The following is an 18,573-nucleotide window of genomic DNA, read 5'->3' as shown; positions in this document are numbered from 1 at the left end:
TGCCTTAGCACGAAAAAAGCTGCCACTCCGAGAAGTGACAGCCTGGCTAAGCAGTAATCTTATCTGTCAGTCAATACGCTGTTTAGCGCGATCTGACATTCACTTACGCGCTAGCTAAATTTTTCCGCCCACCAGAGCCGCAATTTCAATCCCCAACTGCTGCTCCAGCCGGTGGTGGTGCTCACCACTTTGCCCTGCTGCAATACGATAAAGGTCGGTGTCACGCTGATATCCCAGCGTTGACTCACTGCACCGTTTTCATCGTTCACCGCTGGGCCTTGCAGCCCTTTCTTCTCCAACCAGGTCGCAACACGCGAGTCATCACCCGACCGCAATGCCACGCTCACCACCTGCGTACCGCTCTGGCTGAGCGCGGCTACCGTTGGCGTGGTGAGTTTGCACACCCCGCACCAGGTGGCCCACACATACACCAGCACCGGCTTGTCCTGGCTTAATGTGGCCAGATTGACTTCGCCTTGCAGCGTCGTTAGCGGCTGTTGTGCCAGATCGGCTGGCAGCTGCGGGGCGCGCAGCCAATCCATCCCCCAAATGACAGCAGCGGCGATCAGCACCAGCCAGAGCGCTTCACGCAGCCAGCGCTTAATGCGCATCATGGCTTCGCCTGCAACGCGCCCTTCACTGCCGCTTCGAGTTGCGCATACGGCACCGCGCCGCTGATCAGCTCATTGCCCACCAGCGTGGCGGGTGTGCCCTGAACACCTAACTGCTGCGCCAGCGTCAGGTTCTCGTTGATGGTATCGAGGCTGGCTTTGCTGGGTTCTTTCAGCTTAATGCCGGTTTTATCCAGCGCCGCGGCAATGCTCGCTTCGTCGTGGTTGCCCTTTTTCGCCATCAACCGCTCGTGGAGTTTCAGGAAGTTTTTAGGTTGCTGTTCCCAAACCGTCAATGCCAGACGCGCGGATGTCAAAGAGGTTTCGGCACGATACGGCAGCGGTTTTAATACCACCGCCACCTGTGGATAGGTTTTCAGCAGCTTCTCAATATCCGCATCGAATTTCTTACAGAACACGCAGTTGTAGTCAGTGAAGTACACCAGCGTCAGCGCGGGTTTTTCAGCGCCGATGCGTGGTGAACCCGCATCGTTGAACAAGGCATCGTGGTTTTTCTTCACCATCTGCGCGACAACGCTCTGCTGCTGTTTCGCCGCTTCTTTATCAAAGGCATCCGCTGCTTCAGCCAGAATCGCCGGATTCTGCACCAGCGTTTCTCGAATCAGCTGTTTGATGCGTGCCTCTTGTTCAGGTGTAAAGGGTGCCGCCGCCAGCGCAGGCAGAGTCAGAAACATCAGGGACAGTAACAGGGATTTTTTCATCATTTTTTGGCCTCAGAGAGAGTAGAAATCACCGCTTCACGACTCAGCAACGGTGACAAAATGTGGCCATGCGGCAGTGCCGGGCCATAAATTTGGTTAAAAGGGATGGCGACACGGTCGCGTTTACGCAGGAATTCACCGATCGCCGGATCGGGCTGGGTCCAGTCACCGCGCAGCAGCACCACATCGTCGGCTTTCAGCGCGGCGCGCACGTCAGGTTGATTCAGCACGCGGGATTTATTCACCTTGCAGGTAATGCACCAGTCGGCGGTGACATCGACAAACACGCGTTTATCTTGCTCTAGCGCCTGATTGATTGCCGCTTCGGTCAGCGGCTGCCAGTAGAGCGTTTCCTCCTCTGGCTCAATGCGCGTCATCAGGAATACCGCCCCCACCAACGTCAGAGTGATAAATACCACACCGGCTTGTTGCAGCGCCCGACGCTGAATTAACCAGCCACAGAGCACCAGCAGCAATACGCCACCCAGTACCGTGGCAACGGTGCTACCCCAATGCGGGATCAACAGCGTGACCAGCCAGAAGGTGGCGAGCAGCATTAACAGACCAAGCAGAGTACGCAGATGAACCATCCAGCGCCCCGGACGCGGCAGACAGCGCGCCAAACCTGGCAATGCCGCCACCAACAGCCATGGCAAGCTCATACCGATACCGAGTGCCGCAAACAGCAACCACAGCTGCGGCAAGGGTGCGGTAAGCGCATAGGCCACTGCGGTTCCGAGAAAAGGCGCGCTGCACGGCGTCGCCAGTAAGGTGGCAAATGCCCCCTGACCAAAATGCCCCAGCAGCCCGCTACCGCCCTGCGTTGCCAGTCGGGTGTTAAGGCCTGAAGGTAAACGGAAATGCAGCAAATCGAACAGACTGGCGGTGAACAGGAACATCACCAGTACCATCAATAGCAGGAAACCACTGCTCTGGAACTGGATGCCCCAGCCAAGTGCCTGGCCGCTAAGCCGCAGGCCAGTCATCAACGCCGCGAGCAGCAGAAACGAGAACAGGATTCCGGCGCTGGAGGCGAGGAACTGCTGGCGAGTCTGACGGCGTGATTGCCCCTGTTGCTGTACGAGACTGCTGAGTTTGATCGCCAGTACCGGCAGCACACAAGGCATGAGATTGAGGATTAAGCCGCCCATCAGTGCCAGCAATATCACCGACCATAGGGTTTGTGGGCTTCCGCCTGTGACAAGTGGCTGCGCGCCGATGACCACAGAACTCTGCTGGGCAATTCCCGCGTCAACGACCACCAGCGACAAGGTTTTGCCCCGCAAATCGGGTGCTGCTTCGCCCCACTCATCGGTGACCGCGACCCGAGCGCGGAGTATGTCGCCCTTCACCGTGATCTGCGGTGCAGCCAGCATGCTGCCTTTTGGATAGTCGAAGAACAGCTCAGGTTTAGTCCAACCACCCTGACGCTGAGCGCGGATTTGGAGTTCGCCATTGACGTTGCTGACGTCGAGTTGATCGGTCAAACCGCTTTCAGCGGGGATCTGCCCCATCGCCTGGGCGTAATCACGGGCGAAATCACTATCAGCTTGCTGGTTGAAATCCAGCGTGAAAGGGAAATCGGTCAGAATGCAGACATCGCTACAGGTCGACAGCGTGAGCGTGCCGGCGAGGTGTTTATCTGACACCTTAGCCAACTCGATCGGCAGCGTGATATCGCCTTTATAGCCTTGGGTGGTAAGTCCGCTCACGTCAAAACGAGCAGGTGCTGGCCAATACCACGTGGCATTGATATCGGGCGTTTGCCAGCGAATTTCAGGGGCCACGCCGCCTTCGCCCGGTGACCGCCAGTAGGTTTTCCAACCCTTTTCCAGGCGGATATCCAGCAATATTTGCGCATCGGCGCCATTGTTTGCGTTGCGTAAGCGCACTTCTGCATGGCTGTTTTGTGCATTACGCAGCCAGCCTGTGTCGGCAGCGTGCACAATACTCGTGCAACTGACCAACAGGAGCAATAGGCTCCTGATAAAGAGATTCATTCATTTTTCTCCGGTGAATAACAAGGTTTACGCGATGGACAGCGTGGTGTTATTCCCGGAAGACACAGAAGGTCAGATGCCGCCGCTGTATCGGCGGAAAGAGGGGTTCGCGACGATAGCCGCTAACAGCATTGGACGGACATAGCGTGGTAAGCAGAGCCACGACCATCAATAAAAACGGCATGACGCTGTCGATAATCGGGGCAGCCGCGTGCAGTGATTTTCCGCTGATGGAGCAGAGTTTTTCGCCACCGAACGTTTCATGATCGCTGAACGACGAGGCGCTGATCTGCGCCTGAGGGGCACTCGGCAGATTAAAGCTACGCTGGGCGAGACAGAACGCCAGCACCAGACAAAGCAGTGCCAGAATCCATTTTGCGCGTTGTGCTGATTTGGTCATGCCATCGCCCCAGAGTAAAGTGCGGGCATTTTATGCACATGCAGCAGAAACACCAAGCTTTGCTGTGTAAACTTTTGTCTTGGTGTTTTGCATGTCGATAGCGTAGCAGCGAATGATTTATGCTTTCTGGCAGTTTGATAGCTGTCAGAAGGCGCGATAAATCACGCCGCTACGGTTTTGTGCTTACCATCAAATGGTTAAACAATATCATCCACCACACCGCCATCAACGCGCAACGCCGCGCCGGAGGTGGCCGAAGCTTGTTGCGAGCACACATACACCACCATATTCGCCACTTCCTCTACTGTGGCGGCGCGCTGGATCACCGAACTCGGACGCTGTGCCATCACGAACTCTTTTGCCAGCACCTCTAACGATTTTCCGGTACGTTTTACCTCATCTTCCATCATCGCGGCAAAGCCATCGGAGATCGTGGGGCCCGGCAGCACGCTATTCACCGTCACGCCGCTCCCTGCGGCCACTTTCGCCAGCCCGCGCGCCAGTGAGAGCTGCGCGGTTTTAGTCACACCGTAATGCACCATATCGGCAGGGATATTGCGTGCCGACTCAGAAGAGATAAATACCACGCGGCCCCAGCCACGTTTCACCATATCCGGCAACAAAGCGCGCGACAGTCGCACGCCTGACATCACATTGGTTTGCCAGTAGGCTTCCCAGGTTTAGTCATCGGTGGCATAGAAGTCCTTCGGACCGTAAATCCCGGCGTTGTTAACCAGAATATCGATGGGCGGTAACCCATTAAGCAACTGCTTCACGCCCTGCGCGCTACCCAGATCGGCAATAAAAGTATGAATTTTGGCCCCCGCCACCAATCCATTCAGCTTCTCACGCGCGCGGCTTACCGAGGCTTCACTGCGACCGTTAAGCACCACTTCGGCCCCACTCTCAGCCAATCCCTGAGCGATGGCGAAGCCAATGCCGCCCGTTGAGGCAGTGACTAATGCGGTTTTACCGTGCAAATCAATTTTCATACAGGTCTCCTTGATGGATGCGCAATATCATGCAGAACATCCATCAAGCCTGGTTGAGCGTATGAAATAGGCCTTATCAAATCATGCGGTTATTATCACGATCCGGGATGACCATAAGCGCTTGCGGCCCGTTTTCTTCCCCGCCAAATCGTCCACAGCGCCACCGTCAGCAGTAATAAAAGTGCCGGGGCAAAACCACATCGAGTTAACGGTTGTATTTGCTTGCACTTCCCTGCACACGATCCTTTTAACACGTTCCATACTGAGAACTTGATGCCTGAAGGAGTTATCGTGATGACGACTATTGCTATCGCCGCACCGGGCGCTATGGGCGCGGCCATCGGGGCTGTGCTTGCCCAGCACGGGGCGCAGGTGATTACCCCGCTAAGCCAACGCTCCGCCCAATCTCAACAGCGTGCACAACAAGCCAATATTGCCAACTGCAGCGCAGAGGCGATTTGCGAGGCCGATATTATCCTTTCAATCCTGCCGCCCGAATCGGCACTCAGCTGGGCGCAGCAGATGGCCCCGCTTCTGCAAGCTGCCGCACATAAGCCGCTGTATGTAGATTGCAACGCCATCAGTCCGGAGACGCTAAAGCAGGTGGCTCAGGTGATCGAAAGCACCGGCACACCCTTTGCCGATGCAGCGATTATTGGCTTGCCGCCGGGCGAGCAAAATCCCACCGGACCACGCTTATGGTTTGCAGGACCCCATGCCGGAAAACTGGCGCAGTTAAGTGATTATGGATTGCGGATACGGGTGATGAACGCTGAAAACGGCGCCGCCTCAGCATTGAAGATGGCGTACGCCGGTATCAACAAAGGCATTACCCTGCTGACCTCGGCGATGCTGATTAATGCCAGCCGCGTGGGTGCCGCCGAAGCGTTACGTGAAGAGATGCAGGAGAGCCAGCAGGCCCTGCTGAAACGAATGGAAAAAGCCGCCCCGGACATGCTGCCAAAAGCCTGGCGCTGGGCGGCGGAGATGGATGAGATTGCCACGCTCAATCAGGGCGAACTGGCCACCGACCAGCTTTATCGCGCATTAGGGGAAATCTGCCGCCAGCTGGCTGACGATCGCCAACACGATCAACAGTTCAGCGCCTTACTGGCGGACTTCTTTCAACCTGATGCAGACAAAGCGGGCTGAGCACTCACCGGCAGCCGCAGCTGACGCTGCAACCAGGCACACGCGGCCGCTTCATCCGGGTCGGCCGCATCAAGTTGCAGCACCGGTCCCAGCGCCATCGGCTGCGCCGTTTCCGCCAGCTTTCGCAGTTCCGGCAGGTACTCGGCACCTGGATGGCCTGGCATGCGATCGGTCAATCGTGACTGATAGCGCGCGACCGCTTCGTCCGGTGTGATGGAAAGCCACAGCTCCAGTACCCGGGTAATGCCCGCCTGCTGCAATCCTTGCTGCAGCACTTCTTTGGGCTGGAAACCAAACCAGGCGTCAATCAGGTAAACGCAGCAGTTGGGAGCCTGTCCGACCACCTTCCAGATCGCCTGATAGGCCGCGCACCCCAACTGCCGGTTACGCAGTCGGTCCACCGGCGCGAAACTGGCCATAAACGGTTCTTTCAGGCTGTCCAGCGTCAGCACTGGAAAACCAAACTGCTCCGCCATGGCGCGTGTCAGGGTGCTTTTCCCCGACGCGGGGATGCCGTTGACCAGCACCACCACCTTTTCTGCAGTGTGAGAAGTCATAGGATTTCTATCACCTCCGCCACACTGCTGGCCTGGCGTAACCGCATCAGCGTCTCTTCATCTTCCAATAATGAGACGATGGCGCGAATGCCCTCTTCGATGTGCGCATTGCTGTCGCGCGCGCCGAACATGATCACGATATCGGCTTTGTCACTCCCTTCAAAAGAGATCGGCTCATCCAGCACAATCATGCTGAAGCAATCTTTCAGCACGCCCGTTTCCGGACGCGCATGCGGAATGGCTATCCCTTCCTCAAACACATAATAAGCGCCGTGCGTCAGGGTATTGGCTATCACCGCCTCCGGATAGGAATTCTTCACATATCCACCGCTCACCAACGGTTGTGCGGCCAGCGCGATCACTTCGCGCCAGTCCGTGGCGCTGATCCCCACCTGAATCGCATTCGCTTCTTGCAGCAGTCGCTTAATACTCATACTGCCTCCTTAAATTGATTTGCGAATGGTATTACGCAGTTCATCAATTTTAACGAACAGCGGATCAATTTCCTGACGAAAACGACGGCTTTTCGCAAAGATATTTAATGCACGATTATATTCCAGCATTAATTGTTTTTGCGCATCGACCGCTTGCGGATTAACAGCGAGCTGTTGTTCCAGCTCGCTAATTTTTCCACTGATGGTTTCTGCCTGAAGATCTATTTCTTGTGAATCCTGGCTTTTATTTTCTGAGCCCTTTTTCAAGAATCCAAACATAGCGTCTCCTGCCCCGAATGGCGCCAGGGCACCTCAGGTTTATTACGTCATGAGTGAGTCGTACTTAACGGAACAGTGAAATCTTTTCTACCAGCACATTGGTAACGGCATCATTTGCGGGCACCAGGAAGTTGCGTACGCTGTCATTCACTTTACCTTTTTCAAACGTCTGCTTGCAGTTTGCCACCCACTGCACATTCATTTCCGTGCCGACGTTCACTTTTTCGATACCGCTGCGCACGGCCAGGCGCATGTCTTCATCACTCACGCCCGTACCGCCGTGCAACACCAACGGGGTTTTAGTCGCTTCAGTAATATCGGCCAGACGCTGATGCTGAATATGCGCTTTACCGGTATACAGTCCATGTACAGTACCGATGGAGATGGCCAGCATATCAACGCCTGTTTCATCCACGAAACGCTTAGCATCATCTACGGTGGTAAAGGACGCATCGTTCATTTCGACTTCTTTACCGTCTTCTGAACCCCCGATAGCACCCAGTTCGGCTTCAACCGATACCTGCAATGGGCGCGCCATATCAATCACGCGACGCGTATTGGCAATATTCTCTTCAATTGATAAATGCGAGCCGTCGTACATAATGGAGCTGAATCCGGCGTCCAGTGCCGTTTGAATCGCATCGAGATCTGAACAGTGATCCAAATGCAGGCACGTCGGTACATTACGGCTTTCAGATAATGAGCGAATCGCATCCACTAATAATTTGTGTCCGAGATATTTCGCCGTGCCGGTTGAGATCTGAATCATTAATGGACTGTTGGTTTTCTCTGCTGCTTTAAAAAAGGCCGGTAACATTTCCAGGCAGTGCAAATTAAAGGAACCTAGCGCTTTAAATTCACGTTGTTTAGCCACCTGTAACAGATCGGTAAAGTTATAAAGTTTCATGAAGCTTTTCCTCGTGGGATTTAGGGGATTTTCCGTTAACAAACCAGGCGATCAGAGTGATAAAGACAATAAAGAGTGCGACGAACAACCAGTTGCCCTGGAACGCATGACCCAATACCAGTCCGGTACTGATGACGTCAGAGTCACTGAAGGTCACACCGGTGAAGCCGTAGCTTTCGAGCATCGGTACCAGAATGGCCGGCAAAAAGGTGATAAACAGACCGTGTACAAAGCCGCCAATCATCGCTCCGCGGCGTCCACCCAGCGCGTTACCAAACACGCCAGCGGTGCCACCGGCAAAGAAGTTAGTGAGCAGCCCAGGCAGAATCATCGCCAGACCGAACATGGGGAATACCAGCATACCGACCACGGAACCCAGCGTTGTTGCCAGGAAGCCGACAATCACAGCATTCGGTGCGTAAGGGAACATTACCGGGCAATCGAGTGCCGGTTTGGCATCCGGCACCAGGCGCATAGCGATACCACGGAAGGCTGGCACCAGTTCGTTCAGCAGTAAACGCACACCGCTGTACAACACGAAGACACCCGCAACAAACTGAATCGACTGCATGAAGGCATACATCAGGTAGTTCATGCCGTTGCTGTACTGGCCGATAAATTCTGGGCCTGCTGCCACTGCCGGGATCAGGTACATCGGTACCATCACCACTGCCATCGACAGATAGGTGTCCTGCAGGAACTTGAAGTTGTCTGGCAGCTTGAGATCTTCCGTTGAGCGCGAGCCTTTACCGACCACCTTCGCCACTGCGGCTGTCAACAAGTAGCCAATGGTGCAGAAGTGTCCGAGTGCCACATCATCGGAATCCGTGATTCGGCGCACCACCGGCTGAGCCAGCGCTGGCATCACGACCGCCATAATGCCGCCGAAGATGCCGCCCGTCAGGATCAGCGGTAAACCTGTCAGCCCGGCTTTGTAGCCAATCACCGCGCCGATGGTTGCCATCCACAGCAGCGCCTGCCCGGTGAGGAAGATGTATTTGAACGGCGTCAGACGCGCGATGATGATGTTGACGATAAAGATCACCAACAATGTCAGCGCCACTTCTGATCCCAACTCGCGGCTGGCTAATCCGGCAATGGCGGCCACATCGGTGATATAGCCCTTCATGCCAAAACCGTGGGTGAAGATGGTATTCAGGAAGGTCAGCGTACCGACAATAATGTTGATACCCGCCATCATAATTAAGAAGCCCAGCAGCGTTTTAAAGGTGCCTTCCACCACCTTACCTGCGGATTTTTTCTGCAGTAGCAGACCAATCAGGGCAATAAAGGCGATCAGAATCGATGCCTGCCCTAATAAGTCTTTTACCAGGAAGTTGATCACACTATTCATGGTTAGCAACCTTCAGATTACGTTCTTTCATAAACGCCACGATTTTTTCTTCAATTTCTGCCTTGTCGGTCAGCTTATTGAGAATAATCACCCGTTTGATTTGCTCGGGGCTGGCATCGGCATTCAGGACATCCGCAAAGGCTTTTTGGGTTAGAATCATGTCGGATTTAAAAGCATTGGCTTCTGAAATCGTGGTGTGATCAATATCCGCTTCAATTTCGAGTTTCTTTAATACGGATTTGGCACTCATTTCGATAGCGAAACTGGAGCCCAGACCACATCCACAGACACATAATATTTTCAGCATGGCGTTTTCCTCACAGAATATGCAGTTGTTTAGCAAGTTTGTAATGATGCCCTTCGGTATCAACCAGGCGTTTTTTCATGCTTATAAGATCAATCGGTATCGGTCGATTACTGCCATTAATAATCACCGCTTTGTTGCGCATCCCCGACTGAATACAGCGCGCAACTTCACTGGCCATAATGGTGCCTTGATAAATCTCTTCACAGGTCGGGTCACCACTACGCAAGCCGTAACCGATAATAGTTTTACGAATTCGTACCCCTATTAGCGGCTCAATCTGTTTAATTAAGGTATCAATCGCGCCCTGAAAGCCCGGCGAGTATTCGCGGGTGTAGCCTTCAGAACAGAGGATTACCACACTGTTTTGTGCAGCAAGCCGTTGCGTGATGCGCTCTGCCAACTCTTGTGTTGGGATTTGGCACTCCGGAATCAGCGCAAAATCAGCATTGGATTTAATCGCTGACTGCAGCGTCAATTCACCACAATAACCGCCGAGCAACTCCACCATGAATACGCGACCGGTTAATGCACGGCCGGTATTTCTTAACTTCGAGACTTCTTTCAAGACTTGCTCACAAGCGGTAGAGAAACCAATGGTGTAGTCACTGCCAAAAACATCATTATCAATGGTCATGCCTACACCAAAGCAATTCACGCCGAATTCACTTAATGTATGTAAAAACTGTAATGAGCCATCCCCCCCGGCCATAATTAATACATCAATGCGCAGCGATTTGAGTTGTTTGGCGATCATCTCATACTCAGGGCGAATTAATTTTCGCGTGGTTCGTCCTGATTGCATCACGGGAATGGAAGTGATGGCATAGTCCACCAGATCGCGCTGTGACATTTCCTGATGGCGATTTTCTAATAAACCGGGAATGCCTCCATTAAATAACACCATATCCGCCTGCGTCATACGTGATATCTGAAACACAAAGTTATTTATTCCGGTAACATCGCCACCGCTTATCACTATGCCAATTCTCATTGTCATCACTCCGTATGCTGCGCGTCTGACATTCATTCTTCCGGTGAACGACTTTTCCATTTGCAACAGAGATCACATTTTTGCCATGTATTTCATTCCCTATGACGTTGACAAGGATTAATAGTCATTGTTTTTTGTGATATTTATCACATTGCAATTCTTACCCATTATTTAACAAAACCAATAAAATCATCCGGTTATATTTATTTCATGGTGTGAAACGCATTTAGCCTGCCATCACGTTTGCGCCTGAGTTTCTTTCGATCTGAATTGTGATTGCCCGCGCATTTTTATCGGTACGCCGACTTTTCCCCACGAAAGATAAAGGGATAATGATTCAGTACGTTATTTGTTGATCAGTGCCGATGAATGATTGACGTCACGTTTATCTGGCTGTCCAATATCGCAGCAAATAAATGACGAAGAAGAGAAAACATGACCAACTCGCAGGAGATGTTGCGTCAGCTCGCTGGCATAGTGGGCGACAAACAGGTATTGACCCATGCTGATGATAAAGCCTGGTACACCAAAGGATTTCGTGTCGGTCGCGGTGAGGCACTGGCAGTGATATTGCCGCAAAACTTGCTACAACTTTGGCAAAGTCTACAGGTCTGCGTGGCACAGGACGCTATTATCCTGATGCAAGCCTCGAATACCGGTGTGACCGGTGGCTCAACGCCGGATGGCAATGATTATGACCGCGAAGTGGTGATCATCAGTACCCGCCAGCTCAAGGGCGTGCAGGTGATCGATCAGGCGCGTCAGGTCATCGCCTTCCCCGGCACCACCCTGACCGAACTAGAGCACACGCTGCAACCGCTGGGACGCGAACCGCACTCGGTGATTGGTTCCAGCTGCATTGGCGCTTCTGTCGTGGGCGGTATCTGCAACAACTCGGGTGGTTCGCTGATTCGCCGGGGCCCCGCCTTTACTGAAAAATCACTGTTTGCCCGTATTCATGATGATGGGCGCTTAGAAATGGTCAATCATCTGGGTATCGATTTGGGTGAAACGCCGGAAGCAATGCTGAAGAGTCTGACTGAGCAACAGTATCAGACCGGCGACCAGGCAGACTGGGACGGCAAAATCTGGGCCGATGATTACGCCGATCGCTTGCGTGATGTCAACGCTGACTCCCCTGCGCGTTTTAATGGTGATCTGCGCTATTTGCACGACAGTTCTGGCAGCGCGGGTAAAGTGGTGGTGTTTGCGGTGCGCTTGCCCACCTTTGAGGCCAGCGCGGGTAGCGATACCTTCTACATTGGCACAAACGATGAACGCGAATTGGTGGCACTGCGTCGTTTTCTCCTCACCGAGATGAGCGAACTGCCGCTGCAGGCAGAATACATTCATCGCAACGCCTTCGACTTAACCGTGCGGTACGCCAAGCATATGTATCTGGCGATCCGCAAACTCGGCCCGCAGGCTATTCCTAAAATGATGGGCAATAAAGCGAAGTGGGACGTGCGTGTCAGCCATCTGCCTTTCCTGCCGCGTAATTTTGTTGATCGGGCGCTGCAATGCTTTAACCAGCTCACGCCGAGCTTTATTGCCCCGCGCGTCATGGCTTATCGTGATGAATATCAACATCATCTGATGATTAAAGTCGATGCCCAGCAGACACCTGAATTGCAGACGTTATTGCAGCAGTTCTTTGCCGGGCACAGCGGCGGCTTTTTCCATTGTGATGCCCGGGAAGGCGCAGATGCCTTCCTGGTGCGCTTTGGCGTGGGCGGGTGCACCATCTCTTATTGTGATGCGCTGGGTTATAACCCGAATGAAAGGCTGGTGGCCTTCGACGTGGCGCTACGCCGCAATGATGAGGACTGGCGTTTAACCTTGCCGGATCACTTAGCAGCGCAGGTGCAGGTTGATTCCTGCTGCGGACACTTTTTCTGTTATGTGAATCATCAGGATTATGTGTTGAAGGAAGGGGTCGATGCGAAGGCGTTTAAGGAGGCGGTGAAAGTCTATCTGGCTGAGCGTGGTGCAAAGTATCCGGCTGAGCATAATGTGGGGCATCTCTATCAGGCATCGTGCGAGCATGTGGATCATTGGAAGCAGTTGGATCCGACTAATAGCTGCAACCCTGGCGTGGGTAAAACCAGTAAGAAGAAGTATTGGGGTTAAGGTTACAGGGTAAAAAGACTTTAGCTGTAGCGGCTTGAGTTATCACGCATCCTGCTGCTGTTTGGTGGACAGGATGCGTGAATTTGCGACGTTAATATGCAGTGCGAATTACTTCGCGTACGCTTCGGTAGACAGGGTCAGCGTCACATCATCGCTTACCGCTGGCACATATTTATCCAGTTTGAAGTCCGAACGTTTGATTACGCCTGTAGCATCAAAACCAATCGCCTGCTTCTTCACCATCGGGTGCATGCCCTGTTGATTCAACGTCGCGTGCAGCGTCACCGGCTTAGTGATGCCTTTCAACGTCAGATTACCCTCCACATCAAACTTATTGTCACCCTTGGCCACCACTTTGGTGCTGTGGAACACAGCTGAAGGATATTTAGCCGTATTGAAATATTCCGTACCGAGGAACTCTTTGGTCAGCGCGGGCACATGCGTATCAATCTGTGAAACCGGCAGCGTAACGTCGACGCGCGACTGCTCTGGATGAACCTTATCAAACACCAGCGTTCCTTTGCTGTTGGGGATGTCAGCTGTTGGATGGGAAAAACCGAAGTGCGTCCAGGTCACAATAACCGAGGTATGCGCGGGGTCGAGGTCATAATGCATCGCCGCAGCCTGTGAAACGGGTGCATACAAAGCAGCGGCTGCCAACATTGGCAGGACTAAACGGGTAACGTTTTTCACTCAGAGTTCCTTTTAGATCGGGAGAATTTGTTGAGTGTCTCCAAATCGGGGGCTGAGGAATAGTGAAGAGATTTGCCCGTGACCTTCAAATATATTCAAAAATATCAGTAGGTAATGGTTTAGTGTGGTGAAAGTTTTTTTGACTGATAGTATTCATAGCCTGTTAACTATGACATCTGTCATAGCAGAAAAAACTGTGGGATTGCGCACACAACACCGCATTATTTGATTGGCGATTCATTCAAGTAGTGTTCAATTAAAAATAGCGGCTTGCCCCGTATTTTGCTATGTTCTCGTTTATATACCTACAATCTGTAATGGAATTATTGATAAGGAAATCAACTTGCACAACGACTACATCATTTCTCAAATCGAGTCAGACAGGTCTCTAGCTCTGCGCTTAGAGAACGCCGTCAAAGGTGTGAGTGAAAATCTTGCAAAACAAATGAGCCAGATTGGCTCTGGTGTGACCCGGCTCAGCTGGTATAAGTCATGTTTAACTGATAACTATCTCGACGTGTGTTCTAAATTGAAGGACGAAGATGTTAGATTTTTACTCGGCCTACGGGAAATTTACAAAAGGCAGAGCATTGCAGTTGATATAATACAAATATATGTGGAGCATGAAATAAAAAACCTTAACTCTCATGGTAGAGATAAAATAATTAAAGAGTTAAGCGGGTATTGTAGTCGAATAGCATCCAACTTTGGCTTAAGCAATGGAATTTCCCTATCCATTGCATTAGCTGTAACTCGTGGATTAAATATTTCTGGATTTCATGTCGGAAAATGGACGGCTATACCTGTAATGGCGACAGGGCTTTATGGTGTTGTTCAGGATGCTGCAGAATCAGCTGGAAGATTGAAAATGTTAAATCCATTATTTCATCATGTTCTTTACACTAAAAAATTAGAAATGATGTACTTTATAGTGGAACCGGTTCTTGGCCATGTCATCAAGGATTCATTTTTCGACGAAAATACAGTAATTAAAAATTTAAAACATTTGCTCACCATGTCAGGAAATATGTAATCTTATGAGAAATTTAAAAAGCCTACTAAAAGATTTCCTTTGGATGCAAGTATTTACTGTGATACCCATTATATTTCTGGTGATCATTACATCATTTACCTATGACAGATGGCCTGAGAAAACCTGGGCTACGTTAGCAATAAGTACATTTATACTGTATGGAATATTGATTTTCCTCGCTAAGAAATTTTGGAAGTAACTTCGGACTATAAGGCGTTACGTGGCTGCATTGGGCGGAGAGATAAGTATTGATGTGACTTTGCCTAACGGTAAGCACATCGCTTTTCAACTTTGATTAACGAGTATTCGCCAGCGGCGGCGTTCGCGCATTAAGCGGGTATGAAGCTGCTGGATAAGGGGCAGTGTCAGGGATGCAACCGCATCGCGCGTGAGGGTCGGCAATCCCTGCTGTTGTCGTAACCCCTGCAGTGCGACTTCCGCGTTATCGCTGGCATCGCACTGTTCGCGCAGTGTGGCTTGCCAGGCCGCTAAGGTTTGCGGCGTGATAATATCTAGCTCTGCCACGATTTCGCGTAAAAAGCGTTTGCAGTGTCCAAGCAGCGTTTGCCATGGAATCTGTGGCGACTGCAGTGCCAGCATTAGCCCATCGACATCCGCCACGCGCTGGTAGCGTGCCGACACCACATAGCCAATTTGCTGATCGACCCGTAATCGCTGGAAAAAGCGCGGTTCCAGCAACAACGACAGCGCGCGCAGTGCGGCTAATTGCCTGTCATCAGCTAGCGGCAGCGGAATAAACAGCAACAGCGCCTGATCGCCTCCGGTACAAGGGACCGGCTTAATGCCCCGCTGCAAGCGCGGCGGCTGTGCACCGCTTACTAAATCAGGCGTGAAGTCGCTGAGCAGATGCGATACTCGCTGATGCAATGACGTGTGCTTACCGCACCATGCTGCCAGCCATCGAGTGTCACCGGCCGGGGCAATCAATTGAGCGGGCAAGGCGGCAAGAAGCTGCCGAATCACAATCGTTTGGGCATGCGGCAGCGGTTTTGGCTGGGGCGTCAGGTTCAGTGCCTCAAGTGCATGATGCACAGCCAGCAAAGCGTGTGACTCACAGACAGGCTGATTCAGCACCAACTGCCAGACCCCCTGCTTCTGCTGCCAACTGCCACTTCCTCCAGCATGCCGCAACGCCGCCAGCACTGGACGCAGCCGGGTTTGCCGGGCCTGCGCTTCGGCATCACTCATCGTGTGATAAAAAGCGGGTCGCAACAGCAAGGTTTCAACCTGTTGCCGGGGCGCAAAACGCGGCAGCGGCATTGCTATCGGTGATAACAGTGGCAATACGGCCGGTTGCGCAGTGGGATAGAAAAAGAATGCCGGCGTTGAGAATGTGCTCGGACTTTGCGGCAGCCCTTTTTTGCGCAGCAGCGTGAAACCTTGCGTCTGGACGCTTTCTGGCGAGTCCAGTTGCTGCTGAGTAAGCAAGCGTGAGCAAGGCGCCTGCGCCAATGCGGCGATAAAAGCACTGAAACCCTGCGGCACATAATCGGCAGGCGCAAAGCCCAGCGCCCGGCCACGCAACTGCTCCAGTGGCGACAAGCAGGCAAAATCATGCCGTGCCAGCTGCGCATAATGCTGCTGTTGCTCCGAAGAGCAGAGTTTGATGGCGTCTAAATGCTGCCAGAAGCAGTGTTCAATGTGATGAGCCTGCTCCGCACTGATTTTAGGCCCGCTAAAGCGCAGTGCTAGCCAACCGTGTTGCGCATCCTGCCACAGCCATTGTCCCTGCAGCGTATCGCATAATTCAGCCTCTCTGAGCGCGCTCAGCAGGCTGCCCGGTGCCTCATCTTGCCAGAACACGCTGAGCAAGGTGACATTGTCACGTAAAGTCCGTTCATCGCCGGATAACATCAACGTCAGCCAGAAGCTTTCATCACCTGCCAGCAGCAACATCACGTCGCCGGGAGGCTGTGTGAGTGTGAGATTTGAAGGTAAGATTTTTGCCGAGCTGATCGAAGAAAAATGCAGCGCCAGTTCCGCCAGCTCATCTAACGATTGCGGTCCCTGCAACCACAACTCCATGGCATTCGCGTGATAAAAGCGCTGATGGAAGACGCGCAACGCAACCTGCAATGAAGTGACATTGTCACCAAAAACCTGCTGATTGCCGACGCGAAAACGTTGAAATGCCCCGCCCAACCTATCCACCAGCGCCGTTTCGCAAAGCGTGTCGGCATGCTGTTGCAGAAGTTGACATTCCGCATCAATCACCGCCACTTCCTGCCGAATAGCCTGCTGGCTTAACAGTGGTGCGGCGATCATATCGCTCAACCGCTGCACACCCTCAGACAGGTTCGTTGCGGGAAGCTGGAAAAAAAAGGCGCTGTGGCTAAGTTGCGTGGTGGCGTTGACCTGCCCGCCGAGCTGTTGCACCCACGGCATCAGGCGCTCGCTATCTTTAAAACGCTCGCTGCCGCAAAACAAAAGGTGCTCCAGCAAATGCGCCAGACCCGGCCAGCGGTCGGGTTCATTCAGACTGCCCGCCTGCACGCGAATCAGGGCTGCAGCGTCGCGCGCATCGGCCTGATGATGCAGGTGGCAACGCAGGCCATTGGCTAACACCAGCTGGCGAGAGGTCATCAGGTGACTCGCTGCTTGAAGATCAGTTCAGAGTTGGAGCGATTGCGGAACTGAAGCTGGGCGATTTTGATATCGCTGCAGGTGGCTTCGCGGCGCGCTTCCAGGATCTTACCGTGATGGGGTGACTTACTGCACACCGGATCGGTATTATCCGCATTGCCGGTCAGCATGTAGGCCTGGCAACGGCAACCACCGAAGTCTTTCTCTTTCTCATCACAGGAGCGGCACGGCTCCGGCATCCAGTCATAGCCGCGATAACGGTTAAAACCAAACGAATTGTACCAGATGTCTTCCAGACTGTGCTCAAGCACTGATGGGAACTCAACCGGTAACTGGCGTGCGCTGTGGCAAGGTAACGCCGTACCTTCCGGTGTCACACTGAGGAAAATCGAACCCCAACCGCCCATACAAGGCTTTGGCCGCTCTTCGTAATAATCCGGCGTGACGAACAGCAGATTCGTGAGGTTACCGGTTTCGCTCATTCGCTCACGGTACTCCGCCACTACCGATTCGGCATGGGCAATCTGTTCCCTCGTCGGCAATAAGCCCTGGCGGTTAAGATGCGCCCAACCATAGAACTGGCAGGTTGCCAGTTCCACGTCGTCCGCTTCCAGCTCAATGCACAGGTCGATGATCTTATCGATCTGGTCGATATTATGTCGATGCAGCACGAAGTTCAGCACCATCGGATAGCCGTGCGCTTTAACCGCTTTCGCCATCTCCAGCTTCTGCTGGAAAGCTTTTTTCGAACCGGCCAGCGCGGCATTGAGGGTTTCATCACTCGCCTGGAAGCTAATCTGAATATGATCCAGACCCGCATCCGCGAAAGCGTCGAGTTTTTTCGCCGTCAGACCGATACCGGAAGTAATCAGGTTGGTGTAGAAACCGAGATCGCGCGCTGCCTTGATCAACTCGGGCAGATCTTTCCGCGTCAGCGGTTCGCCGCCCGAGAAGCCCATCTGCACACTGCCCATGGCGCGCGCCTGACGGAACACCCCGATCCACTGCTCAGTCGTCAGCTCTTTCTCCTGTTGCGAGAAGTCGAGCGGATTCGAGCAGTATGGGCACTGCAGCGGGCAGCGATAAGTCAGCTCAGCCAGCAGCCACAGCGGCGGCGTGGCGGTTTTATTCAGGTTCACGACACTGGATCCATTTCTGTTCTACGGCGGATTGCAGGAATTCCTTCACGTCATCATCCACGCCACCCGCTTCCGGGAAACGGCTGTTGAGAATGGCGATGATGGCGGCCACATCCTGTTTGCCGGTGACCAGTTCAAGGATCGCCGTCGCGGTTTCATTCAGCTTCGCCATGCCTTCGGGATACAGCACCACATGGCTATCCTGCGCCGCTTCCCACTGCATGCGATAGCCACGACGGAAGGCGGGAATCAGATTATCTTTTATCAT

18 protein-coding genes and 2 pseudogenes are annotated in these 18,573 nt (G+C 52.9%); 4 read left to right on the top strand and 16 right to left on the bottom strand.

What is annotated here, in order from left to right:
* Positions 1–110: 110 nt before the first annotated feature.
* From QMZ65_RS00335 to QMZ65_RS00315, 5 genes and pseudogenes are all read right to left on the bottom strand, one after another.
* Positions 111–614, bottom strand: coding sequence for a protein disulfide oxidoreductase (locus QMZ65_RS00335; protein WP_097117190.1), 504 nt, complete (start codon positions 612–614; stop codon positions 111–113).
* A complete protein-coding gene (locus QMZ65_RS00330) occupies positions 611–1,333 on the bottom strand; it encodes a DsbA family protein (protein WP_045814387.1) in 723 nt (240 codons plus the stop codon). Before QMZ65_RS00330 ends, QMZ65_RS00335 begins: the two co-directional genes overlap by 4 nt.
* Positions 1,333–3,333 (bottom strand): protein-disulfide reductase DsbD family protein, encoded by a 2,001-nt coding sequence (locus QMZ65_RS00325; RefSeq protein WP_097117191.1) that lies wholly within the window; start codon positions 3,331–3,333, stop codon positions 1,333–1,335. The genes QMZ65_RS00330 and QMZ65_RS00325 overlap by 1 nt, the downstream gene beginning before the upstream one ends.
* A gap of 49 nt (positions 3,334–3,382) precedes the next feature.
* Positions 3,383–3,733: a hypothetical protein gene (locus QMZ65_RS00320; protein ID WP_097117192.1), complete on the bottom strand. Its 351-nt coding sequence runs from the start codon at positions 3,731–3,733 to the stop codon at positions 3,383–3,385.
* Between the two features lie 197 nt (positions 3,734–3,930).
* Positions 3,931–4,725 (bottom strand): annotated as a pseudogene (locus tag QMZ65_RS00315) (SDR family NAD(P)-dependent oxidoreductase).
* Positions 4,726–5,019: 294 nt separating this feature from the next.
* Here QMZ65_RS00315 and QMZ65_RS00310 point away from each other — a divergent pair.
* Positions 5,020–5,877: an NAD(P)-dependent oxidoreductase gene (locus QMZ65_RS00310; RefSeq protein WP_097117193.1), complete on the top strand. Its 858-nt coding sequence runs from the start codon at positions 5,020–5,022 to the stop codon at positions 5,875–5,877.
* Here the strand turns inward: QMZ65_RS00310 and QMZ65_RS00305 are convergent.
* The 7 genes from QMZ65_RS00305 to QMZ65_RS00275 all read right to left on the bottom strand — a co-directional run bounded on the left by QMZ65_RS00305 (position 5,850) and on the right by QMZ65_RS00275 (position 10,706).
* Complete coding sequence (locus QMZ65_RS00305; protein WP_097117194.1) at positions 5,850–6,434, bottom strand: P-loop nucleotide/nucleoside kinase family protein; 585 nt, start codon at positions 6,432–6,434, stop codon at positions 5,850–5,852. The genes QMZ65_RS00310 and QMZ65_RS00305 overlap by 28 nt on opposite strands.
* Complete coding sequence (locus QMZ65_RS00300) at positions 6,431–6,868, bottom strand: PTS sugar transporter subunit IIA (protein WP_097117195.1); 438 nt, start codon at positions 6,866–6,868, stop codon at positions 6,431–6,433. Before QMZ65_RS00300 ends, QMZ65_RS00305 begins: the two co-directional genes overlap by 4 nt.
* Positions 6,869–6,877: 9 nt before the next feature.
* The gene (locus tag QMZ65_RS00295) at positions 6,878–7,147 is read right to left on the bottom strand and encodes a hypothetical protein (RefSeq protein ID WP_097117196.1); all 270 of its coding nucleotides are present in this window, start codon (positions 7,145–7,147) and stop codon (positions 6,878–6,880) included.
* 64 nt (positions 7,148–7,211) lie between these two features.
* Positions 7,212–8,054 carry a class II fructose-bisphosphate aldolase gene (locus QMZ65_RS00290; protein WP_045814340.1) on the bottom strand — a complete coding sequence of 281 codons (843 nt, stop codon included), beginning with the start codon at positions 8,052–8,054 and terminating at the stop codon, positions 7,212–7,214.
* A complete protein-coding gene (locus QMZ65_RS00285; protein WP_034827290.1) occupies positions 8,041–9,408 on the bottom strand; it encodes a PTS sugar transporter subunit IIC in 1,368 nt (455 codons plus the stop codon). The genes QMZ65_RS00290 and QMZ65_RS00285 overlap by 14 nt, the downstream gene beginning before the upstream one ends.
* Positions 9,401–9,715: a PTS sugar transporter subunit IIB gene (locus QMZ65_RS00280; protein ID WP_034827292.1), complete on the bottom strand. Its 315-nt coding sequence runs from the start codon at positions 9,713–9,715 to the stop codon at positions 9,401–9,403. The genes QMZ65_RS00285 and QMZ65_RS00280 overlap by 8 nt, the downstream gene beginning before the upstream one ends.
* 10 nt (positions 9,716–9,725) lie before the next feature.
* Positions 9,726–10,706 carry a 6-phosphofructokinase gene (locus QMZ65_RS00275; RefSeq protein WP_034827295.1) on the bottom strand — a complete coding sequence of 327 codons (981 nt, stop codon included), beginning with the start codon at positions 10,704–10,706 and terminating at the stop codon, positions 9,726–9,728.
* A 435-nt stretch (positions 10,707–11,141) separates the two neighbouring features.
* Here QMZ65_RS00275 and dld point away from each other — a divergent pair, with 435 nt between their 5' ends.
* Complete coding sequence (gene dld / locus QMZ65_RS00270; protein ID WP_097117197.1) at positions 11,142–12,836, top strand: D-lactate dehydrogenase; 1,695 nt, start codon at positions 11,142–11,144, stop codon at positions 12,834–12,836.
* A 108-nt stretch (positions 12,837–12,944) separates the two neighbouring features.
* Here dld and QMZ65_RS00265 read toward each other — a convergent pair whose 3' ends face one another.
* Complete coding sequence (locus tag QMZ65_RS00265) at positions 12,945–13,499, bottom strand: YceI family protein (protein WP_283215415.1); 555 nt, start codon at positions 13,497–13,499, stop codon at positions 12,945–12,947.
* 373 nt (positions 13,500–13,872) lie between these two features.
* Here QMZ65_RS00265 and QMZ65_RS00260 point away from each other — a divergent pair, with 373 nt between their 5' ends.
* Together QMZ65_RS00260 and QMZ65_RS00255 are read left to right on the top strand one after the other, a co-directional pair.
* Positions 13,873–14,562 (top strand): hypothetical protein, encoded by a 690-nt coding sequence (locus QMZ65_RS00260; RefSeq protein ID WP_283215162.1) that lies wholly within the window; start codon positions 13,873–13,875, stop codon positions 14,560–14,562.
* A 199-nt stretch (positions 14,563–14,761) separates the two neighbouring features.
* Positions 14,762–14,857: pseudogene (locus QMZ65_RS00255) on the top strand (helix-turn-helix domain-containing protein); the annotation flags it as partial.
* On the opposite strand, the gene pqqF reads toward QMZ65_RS00255, so the two are convergent.
* The 3 genes from pqqF to pqqD are packed head-to-tail and all read right to left on the bottom strand — an operon-like array spanning position 14,848 to position 18,573.
* The gene (gene pqqF, locus QMZ65_RS00250; protein ID WP_097117201.1) at positions 14,848–17,166 is read right to left on the bottom strand and encodes a pyrroloquinoline quinone biosynthesis protein PqqF; all 2,319 of its coding nucleotides are present in this window, start codon (positions 17,164–17,166) and stop codon (positions 14,848–14,850) included. The pseudogene QMZ65_RS00255 and the gene pqqF sit on opposite strands and share 10 nt — an antisense overlap.
* On the bottom strand, positions 17,166–18,305 hold the full coding sequence (gene pqqE, locus QMZ65_RS00245; RefSeq protein WP_097117202.1) for a pyrroloquinoline quinone biosynthesis protein PqqE: 1,140 nt from the start codon (positions 18,303–18,305) through the stop codon (positions 17,166–17,168). The genes pqqF and pqqE overlap by 1 nt, the downstream gene beginning before the upstream one ends.
* Positions 18,292–18,573 (bottom strand): pyrroloquinoline quinone biosynthesis peptide chaperone PqqD, encoded by a 282-nt coding sequence (gene pqqD / locus QMZ65_RS00240; RefSeq protein WP_064511334.1) that lies wholly within the window; start codon positions 18,571–18,573, stop codon positions 18,292–18,294. The genes pqqE and pqqD overlap by 14 nt, the downstream gene beginning before the upstream one ends.

The sequence above is a fragment of the Pantoea sp. EABMAA-21 genome, assembly GCF_030053335.1.
Taxonomy (GTDB): Bacteria; Pseudomonadota; Gammaproteobacteria; order Enterobacterales; family Enterobacteriaceae; genus Pantoea; species Pantoea communis.
Note: the sequence above shows the minus strand (reverse complement) of the source record. Positions and strands in the feature narration are given on the sequence as shown.